Consider the following 15,108-nt stretch of genomic DNA (forward strand, 5'->3'; position numbering starts at 1 on the left):
CTTGTATGAAAGAGTTTATGTTCATTTTCAAAGGACCCTCTTACGAAGACCTCACCATGAGCCCGGCAGAAGCAGGAGCCAATATGATGAAATGGCTGGAATGGGTGAAACAACTTAAAAGCGAAGGAGTGTACGTAGAAGGACGCCCTCTGATAAAAAAAGGTAAGATCGTAACAGGTAAAAACGTAGTAACAGATGGCCCCTTTACCGAAAGCAAAGAACTGGTAGGTGGATACTTTATCGTTAAGGCAGAAAGCATCGACGATGTGCTGAAACACACCAAAGGCTTTCCCGATTTTGAACTGGGCGGCAGCATAGAAGTACGCGAAGTACAGGTAACCCCCGGCTCCATGTAAACCAATGCATCATAAAGCTACCAGTTGCCAGTTACTCATTAACCGGCAACTGGTAACTTTACTACCAAACAATGCCACAAGAATCACCACAGCAGGTTGTAGAATACCTCTTCCGGCATGAATCCGGAAAGATGATCGCCGTACTTACCCGGGTATTTGGCACACACAACCTGAGCATGGTAGAAGATGTGGTGCAGGAAGCATTCCTCAAAGCAGCACAAACCTGGCGCTATGACCAATTGCCGGATAATCCTGCAGCCTGGCTCATGCGCGTGGCGAAGAACAAAGCCATCGACATTATCCGCCGGCAACACACCTACCGGCTCTATTCCGAAGAACTGGTCCACCACCTGCAGGCACAAGCCAATGAGGCCGTAAGCATAGTGGAACAACTTTTTCTGGATACGGAAATTGCCGACAGCCAGCTCCGTATGATCTTCACCTGCTGCCATCCCTCCCTCAAAGAAGAAGACCAGATAGCTTTGACATTAAAAACAATTTCAGGTTTCAGTACAGCAGAGATTGCACGCGCCCTGGTCACCAATGAAACAGTGATCCAGAAACGCCTGTACAGGGCCAAACAATTCCTCAAAGAAGAACAGATCAAACTGGAGATACCGGCAGGAGCACAACTAACGGAAAGGTTGGAAATAGTATACGCCGTACTCTACCTGCTGTTCAATGAAGGATACAATTCCGGGAAGGAAGATGAACTCATCCGTCGCGATCTGTGCGTGGAAGCCATGCGCCTGGCTCTGTTACTAACACAACACCCTGCGGGCAACCAGCCCGCCACCTTTGCCCTGCTCTCACTGATGTGCTTTCAGGCATCCCGCTTTGAAAGCCGCATAGCGGAGAACAATACGATCATTCTCCTCCAACACCAGGACCGCAACACCTGGAGCAAAGAACTAATCGAAAAAGGGTTCCAGTACCTCAACCATTCTTCGCAGGGACAAACCCTGACCATCTACCACATCGAATCAGCCATCGCAGCAGAACATTGCATGACAGACTCCTTTGAAAACACCAATTGGGAACGCATGCTGTACCTCTACGATCTACTGCTGGAGATGAAACCCACGCCACTTGTACAGCTAAACCGGGCCATCGTGCTGGCACAGATGAAACAACCCGGACAGGCCATCCGCGATATTTGGAATATCGACGACATCAACAAACACCTCGCCAGCCAATACCTCTTCAGCGCAGTACTCGGCGACCTCTACAGCCAGGTAGGCGATTGCAACAATGCCCGCAAATACCTCACACAGGCACACGACCTCACCACCTCCCTCGCCGAGAAAAAACTAATACAGGAAAAGATCAAACAGGCAGAACAGATACACCTGAACTAAAACGTATTTTTGTAAGATGAAGAATTGGCTCGTATCCTTACTGGCACTACTATTACTGGAAAATACAAGCACTGCACAAACACGCAGAGAAGATATTTACTCAGGCTTCGTCCTCTACGACAAAAGAGCCTGGCTTCAGAAAGACCTCCGGGAAAATGTGATCGGCTACACCTTCACACAAGCAATCGACAGCAATACCGAATACCGCTTTGAATCAGCCTGCCTTGCCATCTCTCAATTCCAGCTCACCGGTGAAGACGTGGCTCACGGATTCGATAAACTCTTCCTTCAATACGACTCCCTTCAATACGATACCAAAAGAGCGTTGCTCGAAGCGGTCTACGCCACCTATCCCGGCAGGTACGTACAACAGGTACAACAGATACTGCAAAAAGAAACACACCCGAAGCTGTTTGCAATGAGCGCAGTCTATCTCTTCCGCCAGGATACAACAGTCAACAATGTAAATGATATCAAGATCAGGATGGTGGAACAGTTCAGCAATTACGATTCCATACCATTATTACAGGCATTGGAATATCACCTGAATACCAACAAACAAAACAGGGCCCGCAAAACACCAGACATAGCAGCCCTGTTCAGGTACCAGGCAGAACGCAAACAAAAAACCATCTATTCCTTTCAACGCTGGAACCGCGACTATCCGGGCATGTCGATAGTACAAAATGCTGCAGGACGCTTTATGCGGCACCCCGATGGACGATTGATGATCTTTGAACAGCTCGCACGATCAGCATCCGATCTCCCTTATTTCATTACGAATGGAAGCACACCACAAGGCATCTACAGCATACAAGGCACTGCAGTATCCAAAAACACATTGATAGGTCCAACTCCCAACCTGCAGTTAATAATGCCTAACGAAAATAGCTGGGATAAATACTTTCAGTTACCGCCCTGGGAACATTGGGACAGCACCCGCGATTCCATGCAAACTTATTTGGAACTACTTCCACCTTCCTGGCGCAAGTACACGCCCATGACAGAAGTATTCCAGGCAGGGCTTATAGGACGCTCAGAGATCATTGCACACGGCACCACCATCGACCCGGAATACTTCAAACAAAAAAGCTGGTATCCACTCACGCCTACCAATGGCTGCCTCTGCGCCAAAGAACTGTGGAATGTTTCCAATGGTCGCCTGTTGGTCAGTGAACAGTTTAACATGGTGAGTGCCTTCACGGCCTCACCGGGCGGTAAAGGCTATCTCTTTGTCATCAACCTCGATGATCATCAGGCGCCTGTTAGCCGCGCAGAACTGGAACGTTGGGTAAAAGCCTATGAACAGGCACGCTAACCATTCATTTATACTGTAGCCAATTGCTCGCTGATACGCTCAACAAAAGTGGCCTTATGCTTCTTTAACCAACTTTCAAATCTTTGCATGCCGGGGTTCAATCCGTAACTCTCTATAAGATCCAGTTGACGGTTGGGGATATACAGCCGCTGCACTTCAAACATGTTAGCCAGCTCTTCTGCACCGGGAAAACCAAACCCTGCATATACATCACGCGGTATATAATTAAAATACACCTCCCGCTCCAATACCTTCGACATGATCTGTGCATACTCCGCACAAGTAAGGTCTTCAGCTACCACACCAACCGTACGGCCAATATATTCATTGGGATGATCAAAAATAGAAGCAACCACTCCACCCAGGTCTTCGGCAGAGAACATGGAAAGCTTGGTATCACCCTGCGGAAAGCCAAAGAAGAAACTACCCTGCTCATCCTTCTGCAAAGGAAAAAACGTGAGGAAGTTTTCATAATAAAAAGCAACCTCGGTAAAAGTAGCCGGCAATTGAAGCTCCTTTGCATAGTTCCTGAGCGCAGCCTTTATATCGCAATGCGGCACAGACAAAGTACCACCACTCAATGCATGATAATCCTTCAAAGAGCTATAGACAAAATGCTCTACACCAGCCAACGTCACCGCATCGATAAGGTTCTTACCCTGCTGGAACTCCTTTTCAAAATGCTCCCAGAAATTAGTAACACCAAAAACACCATACACACCCTGCAATGCACGCTGCAGGCTTTCTACGTCATCAAAATCACCTTCAACGATTTCAGCACCAGCTGCTGCCAGCGCCTGCGCTTGCTGAGATTGTACATTCCTTGTAAGAACACGAACAGCAAACTTTTTATTGTCAAGTAAAACACGGGCAACACTTCCCCCTTGCGCACCAGTGGCGCCGGTTACTAAAATGATCTTCTTCATGGCTATAACATTTGATACAATGATGATAATCTTATTAACAGGGCAAAGTACCATGGTTTACCACCGAACAGGAATAATAGGGGTAGTGAACTGACAAAACAGCCGCATGAGTTGAAAGCCTAAAAAGAAAAAGCCCCCGCTAATGCGGGGGCCTATACACTAAAAAAACACATTTAATCTTTTACCCGGTTCAACTGCTTCACTTCACCCAAACACAAAGCCCTGTTGTAAATGCGGACGTCATCTATAACACCATTGAACCAATAAGGATACTGACTATTATTACATTTTCCAATAAAAAGATCTGCTGTATTGGGCGTAAATGTATTACCAGCCAATGACCTCGTGTCTTTCAACTCTCCATTGATATACAACTTCGACACTCCACTTTCATAAGTATACACGATATTGTACCATTGAGACTTTTTTACAAATACAGTATCTGTACGCGTAAAAGCAGCACCAATATTATTATCCCCGTAAGCACCACTGAACTTTTGTTTGTTCACGTCTATAGGGTTACCACAATAATCCGGGTAATCTGAAATACGCAGGTTATAAAAACCAGGCATGTAGTCGCCATAGTTATCTACTTTACCCAATATTTGATTCACGTGGCAAAGGCCATTATAAAAGTCATTCACTTTAACCACAGCAGCCAGGGTAATTGCACTGGTTGGGTTAAGGCTACCGCTATTAGTGACGCGCATGTAGCTGGCACTTCCATTAAATATGTAAGCACCGTCGGCCCTGCCAAAACGGTCGGTAGTTTTAACGGCATTGTTAAAGGCGATATGGTTGTTCTTACCGCTGCTATCATTAAGATTACCCCCGTTAAAATTATACCAGGCTACCAGGCCGTCCTTAAGATCGTAACAATTACAATCTACAGTGTCACGGATAATGGTGGTATCCCGGATAATTACAGTATCATAGATAGTCTCTTTAACACAAGACGAAACCTGCGTGCTAGTAGCAAAAAACAGGAAGTACAATACAAGACTCCCGGAGAGAATTTTTAACAGCTTCATAAATAGGGTTATAGGTAAATAAAACGCTAAAATAAAACGGATATTTTAGCCCTCTGAGCCAAACCGATATTCGCGTAAAAACAGGCCAAAACCGTGTCATTTTTGCCCATAACTGTGCATAGTCACGCCCCCTAAAACCATAAAAAATGCCCCCGCAAAAGCGAGGGCACCTACTTAAACTATAAAACAGTGGGTTAGTAAACACTTAGAAGGGGAGATCATCCATTGGCTCACTATAATTTCCGCCGCCGGAAGAAGCAGGTACAGCATTATTGGCAGCCGGAGCAGCATAACTGTTGCCGCCACTATAACCACCACCCTGCTGGCTATCGCCACCTTCACCACGGGCGCCCAGCAGCTGCACACTCTGTACACGCAATGTCAAAGAAACACCGGTAGTACCGTCATTCTTTGAATAAGTTCTGATATCAGGCGTACCCTCTACATAAACCTGGGTACCCTTGCGCAGGTAAGGCGCAATACCGGTACGGTCGGTCCAGTAAGCACACTCCACCCAAATAGTTTTATCCTTTTGGTTACCCTGGGCATCACGGAACTTCTCGGTATGCGCTACGTTGAAGTTGATCACATTTTTGCCATTGACTGTGTTCGTTACACAATCCTTTCCCAGGTTACCGATTGCTGTTAACTTGATCATACTTAATAAAATTTAGCTTCGTACTAATATTGTTTGAATGGGCAATTTACACCATCCGGCAACGGTAACCCAAATAGATATTTATGGTGTTAATAACATGTTGGCAGGCATTTTGGCATTGATTATTAATCCATTACATATTCACCACCCATTCACCCAAACACCCCTGCAACCAGTAACCTGAAACCTGTAACAGACAACCAGCAACTGGCAGCCAGCATCCCTCCCCCATCCCCCGAACAGTTTGTATATTTGCCTGTTATTCTCCATACAAAAACAAAGAATAGATGAGTCGAAAAGGAAAAGTGCTGGTAGCCATGAGCGGCGGTATCGATAGTACCGTGGTTGCGCTTATGCTGAACGACCAGGGCTATGAAGTGGTGGGCATTACCATGAAAACCTGGGATTATGCCGCCAGTGGAGGCAGCAAAAAAGAAACAGGCTGCTGCAACGTAGACTCATTCAACGACGCCCGCATGGCCGCCGTACAACACGGATTTCCCCATTACATATTGGATATCCGCGATGAGTTTGGTGGCTTTGTGATCGACAACTTTGTAGACGAATACCTCGCAGGCCGCACCCCCAATCCCTGCGTGATGTGCAACACGCATATCAAGTGGCGGGCGTTATTAAAACGTGCAGATGCGCTTGATTGCGAATTCATTGCAACCGGTCACTACGGCCATATCCATCAGCATACGAATGGCCGCTACTACATCAGCAAAGGCGTTGATGAGCAGAAAGACCAAAGCTATGTATTGTGGGGCCTGCAACAGGATCTGCTGGCCCGTACACTTCTCCCACTTGGTGGATACCGGAAGCCCGAAATACGGCAAATGGCACTCGATTATGGCTACCCCGAACTGGCCAAAAAGAGTGAGAGTTATGAAATATGCTTCGTGCCCGACAACGACTACCGTGGCTTCCTGAAACGTCGCGTAGACGGGTTGGAACAACAGGTAGCAGGCGGCAATTTTGTAGACAAGGACGGAAAAGTATTAGGCAAGCACAAGGGATACCCCTTCTATACGATTGGGCAACGCAAGGGATTGGACATTGCATTCGGCAAGCCGGTGTATGTAACCAACATTATCCCCGAAACCAATACCGTTATGCTGGGCGATGAAGAAGACCTGAACCGCCACGACATGCTGGTAAGCAAGATCAACTGGCTGAAATACGACGGTGTAACCGACGGCATGGAAGCCCTTACGAAGATCAGGTACAAAGACAAAGGCACTCTGTCCAACCTCTATACCCACGATAAAGGCGTAATGGTACGGTTTTATGAAGATGCCAAAGGCGTAGCACCCGGCCAAAGCGCGGTATTCTACGAAGGAAACGACGTAATTGGCGGAGGCATCATCCAACGCGGATAAGCACCCGCCCGGGAAAGCCCTTTTACACTTGATTTTCAGGCAATAAAAAGCCACGTGCAACGTTAACAATATCCATAGAATCAACCGGTTTAACATGAAAAAGAGCTTTACCCTGATAAGATGGAGTTCAATCCTTGCGCTACTGTTCATTATCAGCAGTTGTGATAAGCAAACCGATGATACACAATACGATAAACCCGCCGATTATTACCCCCTGCAAATAGGCAAATACATCATATACCGGTTAGACTCTACCCGGTTCGTCAACTTTGGCCAGGATGAGGACATTGTTTCCTATCAGGCAAAAGACATCGTAGAAGCCACGAGTACCGATCTGCTGGGCAGACCAACCTGGCGCATACAGCGCTACCTGCGCCCCTTGAACAGCACCAATGATCGTGACTGGAAAGAAAACATAGCCTACGAAGTTACCCCCGGCGACAACACCCTTGAACTATACGAAAACAACCTGCGCTTTATAAAAATGCAGGGGCCGATCAAAGAAGGACATAACTGGTCTGGCAACGGATACCTCCCCGATCAGCCCTACAGCCAGTATGAATTCAGCGCTGCAGTGAGCATACAGTTTTGGGATTATACCATCGACGAAACAGGCATGAGCACAGAACTGAATGGCAAGAATTACGAGAATACCATCACCATCACACAGATCAACGACTCTTCCAACGTGCCGGTTGTAGAACCCAACCGCGTAGGGCAAAAAACTGTGTGGATAGAGAAATATGCCAAAGACATCGGCCTTATTTATAAAGATGCCATAATTTGGGAATACCAACCGCCGGCAACAGACCCACAAGGTAAAAAGATCGGCTTTGGTATCAGGCTGTCGATACTGGACCATAACTAATCCGGTATACAAACACGGCAGGGATTTCAAAAAAACGCAACAGCATGAAGCAAATCCTTACGCTCACAGCCCTTATTATAGCAATAACCATTACCGCACAGGCGCAGTATAGTCGCCACATCATACAGCTTACCGATAAGAAAGGAACTACGCATACTCTGGCCAATCCAGCCACCTATCTTTCTTCCAAAGCCATCGAGCGCAGAACGCGGCAACACATTGCCATCGACTCTACCGACCTACCGGTTTCAGCAGCTTACCTCGATAGCCTGAGAAAAATACCGAATGTAACGGTACTCAATACCTCCAAATGGCTCAACCAGGTATTGATCCAAACAACGGATGCCAACGCATTGGCGGCCATCAGAAACTATCCCTTTGTAAAAACAGCTGCACCCCTCGGGCTACGCACACAGGGAACAGAGCAAAAAGATAAAGCAGCGAGGTTCACTGAAACAGTAACTCCATTAGAACCGGCAGCCATACAACAAGCCGCCAGGACCACAGGCATCGTTGCCTTGCAATATGGCAGCAATTACAACCAGGTACACATACACCGGGGAGAATACCTGCACAACCTTGGCTTCACAGGCCGCGGCATCACCATCGCCGTCCTTGATGCAGGGTTCCGGACATACAATACCAACCCAGCTCTCGATAGCGTACGCTTACAAAACCGCATTCTCGGCACCTGGGACTATGTGAACAATGAGAGCAGCGTTACAGAAGACGACACACATGGCCTGTATTGCTTTAGCATCATGGCCTCCAACAGGCCGGGGCAAATAGTAGGCACCGCACCGCATGCCAGCTATTGGCTGTTGCGCACGGAAAATGCCAGCAGCGAATACCCTGTAGAAGAACAATACTGGGCAGCAGCGGCAGAGTTTTCCGACAGTGCAGGCGCAGATATGATCTCCTCCTCCCTTGGATACATTGACTTCGACAATCATGCTTTCGATCATAGTTATGCTCAACGTGATGGCAACACGTCGATCATTACCCGCGCAGCCGATTTCGCAGCGCGCAAAGGCATGATCGTGATGAACAGCGCAGGCAACAATGGCAGCAGAAATGACGACCTTAAATTCGTCTCCTGCCCTGCCGATGGCGATAGCGTAGTAGCAGTAGCCGCTACTACTAACAGTGGCGCTATAGCAGCATTCAGCAGTTGGGGTCCCAACGGAGCAGGAAAACTAAAACCCAACATTGCATCAGTAGGACAAGGCACTGTATTCGCCAGCCTTGCAGGCACGCCTGCATCCGGCAATGGCACCTCTTTCTCCAATCCCAACATTGCTGGCCTGATCGCTTGCTTATGGCAGGCGTTTCCGGAACGCAGCAACATGCAGATCATAGACGCCGTACAAAAGAGCGCACACAAATACAACAACCCCGACGACCGTTACGGATATGGCCTGCCCGATTTCAAAAAAGCAGTAGTATCGTTGATACAACAACAGGCTACCACCAGCAGCACCTACAACAAATGCATCATCAATCTCCAATGGAGCAGTAAAGACGATACGAGTGTCACCTACACCGTTGCCAGGAAACTGCCCGGAGAAGCAACCTATACGGTCATTAAACAAATGACATCTACCTCCTTCACTTTCCGTTCCAACAATTATACATGGCAGGATACATTGACCACTGCAGGATCGGGCCTTGCCAGTTATACGATCGTACAGTCAATTGGCACCGATACTACATTTGAGATTGGCTCCGTGCAACAGAACATTACCGACGTATGCTTTCCGGTAAATACGATACGTGTATTACCCAGCTTCTTCAACCAGCAATTTAACCTGGTCATCAATACGCCTGATGCCATCAACAACATGGGCATACAGATTACCAACATGCAAGGCAGCATAGTCTACAAACGAATAATCAACAAACCGGCAGGATATTTCAATTGGCAGGTATATACAGATGGCTGGCAAAGCGGTGTCTACAGGATTACACTCTACAACGGCAGTAAACGCCTCTTCGAACAAAAGCTCATGCGAATGCCGTAATTGATCAAGGCTTCTTTAGTAAGGCAGCAAACATGGTGTCGGCCTGTTGATCGTAGCCTTTCAACAATTCCATTTTAACTACCTCCAGCGAATACTGCTGCTGGAGAAATGCTACAACTCCTTCGTTCTCTTCCCTGAACACAGAACACGTAATATACAAAAGATGACCACCTGAGCGCAGCTGTTCCTGCACGCGGCCTACGATCTTTTTCTGTAGCTCACTATAACGTAGAATAGCAGCTTTGTCAAAATAAAACAACTGCTCCGGCGTACGGCTCCAGGTGCCGGAACCCGAGCAGGGAACATCGGCAACAATAAGGTCAGGAGAAAGCGCCGGCAGCGTAGCACGCGGATTACTCAGATCAGCCACAAAAGATTGATACGGACTGATGCCTGCCTCCGCAAAACGTTTTTTAAGATTGGCGATAATAGATTCACGTATATCAGACACTGTAAGATCGATGCTTCCCAACACATCCCAGGCCAGGATAGATTTGCCACCACTGGCAGCACAGCAATCCCACACAGTAAGCTTTGGCTGCTGTTTGCCAGCTTCCGGGCCCGAAGCAGGAACAACCCGCAACAACTCCCCTACCCTTTGCGAACTGAGGTCCTGGATCACAGCCTCCTTATTCAAAACGATTACCTCATCCACCTTCGAAGCGTTGGGCAAAGCAAGACTATCAGCAGCAGGTGCTGTATAAGAAATACCTGTCCCTTCCAGCTTCCGGGTCACGACAGATAATTTGCCCGGCCTTATTCGCAGAAACAATAGCGGCTGTATAAGAAAAGAATTACTGAAAGCAGTATGGTCTATCCCCTCACTAAGCGCGTCTTTCCATGGAAAAACAGGGAACGTTGAATATTGCTCCGCTGAAGACCGGGAGAGCATGGAACATTTTTGTTCAACACTTAATCCTGCCTGCTCATTCCATTCCGGCTTCAGCTGTCCCAACATATCATTTGGGCTGGCAGAACAGAGAAATAATCCTGTTACCACTCTTTCGGCTACCGGCATATCCGGCAGGGCCTTACCCAGCCTGAAATAACAATAACACAGGTGACTGATGCTCTTACGGTCGCGGGAGCCATACTTCTTATCCTGGCGAAAGAAGTCCTTGATGAAAATACCGAAAGGCTGTTGCCCCTGGTATTGCGACAGGATCTGCACGGCCGTATTGAGGTGAGCAAAAAATTTCATCCGGTGCAAGATAGCAATTCAGTAATTTACCACCACGATCCTGACCAACCAATGCGCACACAGCTCACAATATGGTGTATACTGCTTCTTCACATGCACGCTGCAGCCCGGCAGGCGCCTTATTTATTCAGGACGATCAACATCAACCACGGCCTTTCCCAAAACAGCGTCATAGACATAGCTACCGATGAAAAAGGCTTCCTCTGGTTTGCTACGCAGGACGGCCTCAACCGCTTCGACGGTAAAGAGTTTGCGGTATTCTGGAAGAACTTCGACGATGTAACCACCAAAGCCTATAGCCACCTTGGCAAGATCATTCCGGGTAATAACCACGACCTGTGGCTGATTACCAGCGGCGGCAAACTGGAAAATTTCAACCTCCTCAATGATTCCTTCACCCACTATAAAAAGCTATCTCCCGACATCCCCTTACCACCTGTGAGTTGCCTGTACCCCGAAGCACAGGGCGCTTTATGGATAGGCACGATCAGAGAAGGGCTGTATTACCATGATACAGCTACCCGAAAAACCATACACTATGCCCGTAGCAATAACCAGCTCAACAGTGATAGCGTACAGTTCCTCCTGCGGAGCCGCAATAAAAAGTATTGGGTACTCACCAGCAATGGCATCAATGTCATCACACCCGGCCGCACAGAAACCACCCGCTTCCTGTACAATACCACGGCTCCTTATATCTCTTGCAGCGTAATGGAGGAAGACCAGGCAAGCAACCTGTGGGTGGGTACCTATGCAAAAGGAGTCTACCTAAAAAGGCCACAAGACACCACCTTCACGCCATTCACCGGCTTCAATCCACAACAGAAACTCCCGTCTGACCTGGTGGTACACACCATAAAAACCGATCAGGAAGGGCAAATATGGATTGGGACATTGGGAGGAGGATTATACATTGTCAACATGAAAGCGGCCACGGTGCATCACATTATGCCCGAAGAGGGCAATGCGGCTTCTCTCAGCTATGTAGACATACTCTGTATACAACGCGATAAACTGGGCGGTATCTGGGTAGGCACCGATGGCGGCGGCGTAAGTCTATATGACAAACGCCTCAACATGTTTTCCATGTTTACCAAAAGCACGGTACAAAAAGACATACCGATAGAACAGGTTCGCTCCATCACCACTGATAATAAAGGAGGAATATGGATCGGCACCTCCAACAGCGGGCTTTCGTACGTAAGCGACAGGAATAACAGGGAGATCGAATCGGTAGACCTCACTTCAATAAGCGCCCCTAATAACAGAAGACGGATCGTATCCCTGCGTACAGACGGTGAAGATACCTGGGTCGGTACGCAGGACAATGGCCTGCTCATTATGAACAGTCGCACCAAAAGCATCAAATCAATTTTCAGTCCACAAGGAAAAGGAAAGTATAACCTGCCCGATCACACGATATGGGCCATGCTGCCAGTCAACAATCAGCAGGCGTGGCTGGGCACCCGCAATGCAGGACTTTGCCTGCTCGACAAACAGCGAGGCCTCCTTAAAAACTTTAACAAAGAACGCAGCTATCCGGGCGGCATCATCGACAACAACGTTCGCACCATAACCGCTATCAACGATACACTACTCTGCCTCGGCTTCGAAAGCAAAGGCATACAATTCTTCAATACGCGTACTGAAGAATTTACCTTCCTTTCACATCCCCAAACGTTACAACAACTCAGGGAAAAGGAATATACGCTGAAATGCACCTCTTTCCAGCCACCCTACCTGTGGATAGGTACACTGGGCAATGGCATTATCATTTTTGATACGGCAACAGGGAAAACACTTGCCATAAAAGATACAAACGGGCTTCCCAACAATACGATCTATAGCATCATGCCCGACAAGCAAGGCGCCATTTGGATGAGCTCCAACAAAGGTATCATCCGGTTCACACCACCAGCCGATCTGCAAAAAACAAACCGCACCCATTTCAGCGAATTCACAGCAGAAGATGGCCTGCAGGGCAATGAATTCAATACCGGCGCCTGGTATGCCGATGCCAACGGGACCTTGTATTTCGGAGGGTCCAGCGGCATGAATTGGTTTGACCCCATGAAATATTCAGGCGCTCATCCGGCCGCGCAAGTAGTGATCACGGGCATATCCATCAACAACGAACCGCTGAAAAGCGATACAGCTACGGCCTACAAGCAGAGTCTCCAACTGGCCTGGCACCAGAACTCACTCTCCTTCACTTTTGCTGCACTGGACTTTGTGGCGCCACGAAAAATAAAATACTACTACCAGCTTTATCCCTATGATAAGAACTGGATAGAAGCAGGCAACAGGAATTATGCGGCCTATACCAATATTCCTCCGGGAACCTATACATTCCGCGTGAAGGAATGGGAGCAAGTGAAGGGAGCCAGCGGACAGGATGGACTACTCACGATCGTCATTACGCCACCCTTCTGGAAAACCTGGTGGTTTGTAATACTACTCGTGCTGGCATTAGCAACCCTGCTCTACCTACTTTACCGCTACCGCATCAACCAGCTCATAGCCATGCAAAAGGTACGCAACCGCATAGCCACCGATCTCCACGACGATATAGGATCTACCCTCACCAACATCAGCATCCTGTCTGAGCTAAGCCGCCAGAAGTTAGGACAGCAGGAAGAAGCAGGCGTATTTCTTAACCGGATCACCGAAGAAGTGACCAACTCCAGTCAGGCGCTGGACGATATTGTATGGAGCATCAATACCAACAACGATACGCTTGAACAAACAGTGGCCCGCATGCGTCGATACGCAGCAGAGATATTCGACGGGGCCAACATACATTATACCCTGCTGCTGGATGAATACTTTGCCCAACGTAAGCTCAACATGGAGCAGCGCCGGGATTGTTTCCTACTCTTCAAAGAAGTCATCAACAATATCTACAAACACGCCGATGCAAAAAATGTACTCATCCGCGTTTGGCTGGAAAGCAATCAACTACACATGAACATCGAAGACGATGGGAAAGGATTTGACCCGGGAAAAGTGACCCATCGCAATGGATTAAAAAACATGCACCAGCGCGTAGCTAAATGGAATGGACGCCTGCTGATACAATCCCAACCGGGCAGAGGCACCCACACAAACATCAGTTTTCCCGTCAGTTAAACACCTCTAATTTCACAGCTTGCCGAAGTCTCACGGCTCACGTCTGACGTCTCACTTTCTTCCCCCCTCAAATGAGCGATACCACTTAGTAGTAGCATAAGCTTATCTTTACGACATGTTAGCCAGGATTGCCATTTTTGAAGACAACGACAGACTGCGGGAATCGCTTGCCTACCTGCTTAAGATGAATGACTACGATGTAGTAGGCGATTACAACCAATGCAATGATGCCGCCAATATTGCACGCGTCTACAAACCCGACGTAGTGCTGATGGACATCGACATGCCTGGCGAGTCTGGCATCAGGGGTGTGCAGCTGATCAAAGAAGCACAACCATCTACAGCAGTCATCATGTACACGGTATTTGAAGACGATGACAAACTCTTCCAGTGTCTTTGCGCCGGCGCCAATGGTTACCTGCTCAAAAAAACACCACCGGCCAAACTGTTCGATGCTATACAGGAAGTACTGGAAGGTGGCGCCCCCATGTCGCCCACCATAGCCAAAAAAGTACTGAATACCTTCCAGGCCAAAACGGACAGCAACAAATACAATTTGTCTCCCCGCGAAATAGAAGTATTGCAATGGCTCACCAAAGGCTACAGCATTAAGCTCATAGCAGCAGAAATGAAGCTGGCCTTCGACACGGTGCGCGCCCATCTTAAGAACATATACCAGAAACTCCACGTCAATTGCGGCAAAGAAGCCATTGCCAAAGCCCTCAGTGAGAGAATAGTTTAATTTAATCTCCATCCTTACTCAAAAAGAGGATTGTTCTGCCACGCATACTGACAGACATTTGTAGCGTCATAACACGACTATAGACACCTCCTCTAAACTCACCAGATAGATTCATATC

Annotated in this window: 12 protein-coding genes; 8 read left to right on the forward strand and 4 right to left on the reverse strand. The window is 47.8% G+C overall.

Features of this window, described 5'->3' with window-relative positions; translation table 11 throughout:
- Positions 1–5: 5 nt before the first annotated feature.
- The 3 genes from AC5JBY_RS27230 (at position 6) to AC5JBY_RS27240 (ending at position 3,032) form a co-directional block, all read left to right on the forward strand.
- Positions 6–356: a YciI family protein gene (locus AC5JBY_RS27230; RefSeq protein WP_495907835.1), complete on the forward strand. Its 351-nt coding sequence runs from the start codon at positions 6–8 to the stop codon at positions 354–356.
- Positions 357–427: 71 nt separating this feature from the next.
- Positions 428–1,714, forward strand: a complete 1,287-nt coding sequence (locus AC5JBY_RS27235) for an RNA polymerase sigma factor (RefSeq protein ID WP_495907836.1) — start codon at positions 428–430, stop codon at positions 1,712–1,714.
- Between the two features lie 16 nt (positions 1,715–1,730).
- On the forward strand, positions 1,731–3,032 hold the full coding sequence (locus AC5JBY_RS27240) for a hypothetical protein (RefSeq protein ID WP_495907837.1): 1,302 nt from the start codon (positions 1,731–1,733) through the stop codon (positions 3,030–3,032).
- 8 nt (positions 3,033–3,040) lie between these two features.
- Here the strand turns inward: AC5JBY_RS27240 and AC5JBY_RS27245 are convergent, their stop codons facing one another.
- The 3 genes from AC5JBY_RS27245 to AC5JBY_RS27255 form a co-directional block, all read right to left on the reverse strand.
- Positions 3,041–3,958, reverse strand: coding sequence for an NmrA/HSCARG family protein (locus tag AC5JBY_RS27245; protein ID WP_495907838.1), 918 nt, complete (start codon positions 3,956–3,958; stop codon positions 3,041–3,043).
- A gap of 173 nt (positions 3,959–4,131) precedes the next feature.
- Positions 4,132–4,989, reverse strand: a complete 858-nt coding sequence (locus AC5JBY_RS27250) for a LamG domain-containing protein (RefSeq protein WP_495907839.1) — start codon at positions 4,987–4,989, stop codon at positions 4,132–4,134.
- A 205-nt stretch (positions 4,990–5,194) separates the two neighbouring features.
- Positions 5,195–5,647 (reverse strand): single-stranded DNA-binding protein, encoded by a 453-nt coding sequence (locus tag AC5JBY_RS27255; protein ID WP_495907840.1) that lies wholly within the window; start codon positions 5,645–5,647, stop codon positions 5,195–5,197.
- Positions 5,648–5,934: 287 nt separating this feature from the next.
- Between AC5JBY_RS27255 and mnmA the strand changes: the two genes are divergently transcribed.
- From mnmA to AC5JBY_RS27270, 3 genes are all read left to right on the forward strand, one after another.
- A complete protein-coding gene (gene mnmA / locus AC5JBY_RS27260; RefSeq protein ID WP_495907841.1) occupies positions 5,935–7,029 on the forward strand; it encodes a tRNA 2-thiouridine(34) synthase MnmA in 1,095 nt (364 codons plus the stop codon).
- Positions 7,030–7,123: 94 nt separating this feature from the next.
- Positions 7,124–7,897 carry a hypothetical protein gene (locus AC5JBY_RS27265; protein WP_495907842.1) on the forward strand — a complete coding sequence of 258 codons (774 nt, stop codon included), beginning with the start codon at positions 7,124–7,126 and terminating at the stop codon, positions 7,895–7,897.
- A 44-nt stretch (positions 7,898–7,941) separates the two neighbouring features.
- The gene (locus AC5JBY_RS27270; protein WP_495907843.1) at positions 7,942–9,918 is read left to right on the forward strand and encodes a S8 family serine peptidase; all 1,977 of its coding nucleotides are present in this window, start codon (positions 7,942–7,944) and stop codon (positions 9,916–9,918) included.
- Between the two features lie 4 nt (positions 9,919–9,922).
- On the opposite strand, the gene AC5JBY_RS27275 is transcribed toward AC5JBY_RS27270, so the two are convergent.
- Complete coding sequence (locus AC5JBY_RS27275; RefSeq protein WP_495907844.1) at positions 9,923–11,119, reverse strand: RsmB/NOP family class I SAM-dependent RNA methyltransferase; 1,197 nt, start codon at positions 11,117–11,119, stop codon at positions 9,923–9,925.
- A gap of 93 nt (positions 11,120–11,212) precedes the next feature.
- Between AC5JBY_RS27275 and AC5JBY_RS27280 the strand changes: the two genes are divergently transcribed.
- Entirely contained in the window at positions 11,213–14,248 is a 3,036-nt protein-coding gene (locus AC5JBY_RS27280) for a sensor histidine kinase (RefSeq protein WP_495907845.1), read from the forward strand.
- Between the two features lie 115 nt (positions 14,249–14,363).
- Complete coding sequence (locus AC5JBY_RS27285; RefSeq protein WP_495907846.1) at positions 14,364–14,990, forward strand: response regulator; 627 nt, start codon at positions 14,364–14,366, stop codon at positions 14,988–14,990.
- Positions 14,991–15,108 lie beyond the last annotated feature (118 nt).

This window comes from Paraflavitalea sp. (genome assembly GCF_059502485.1).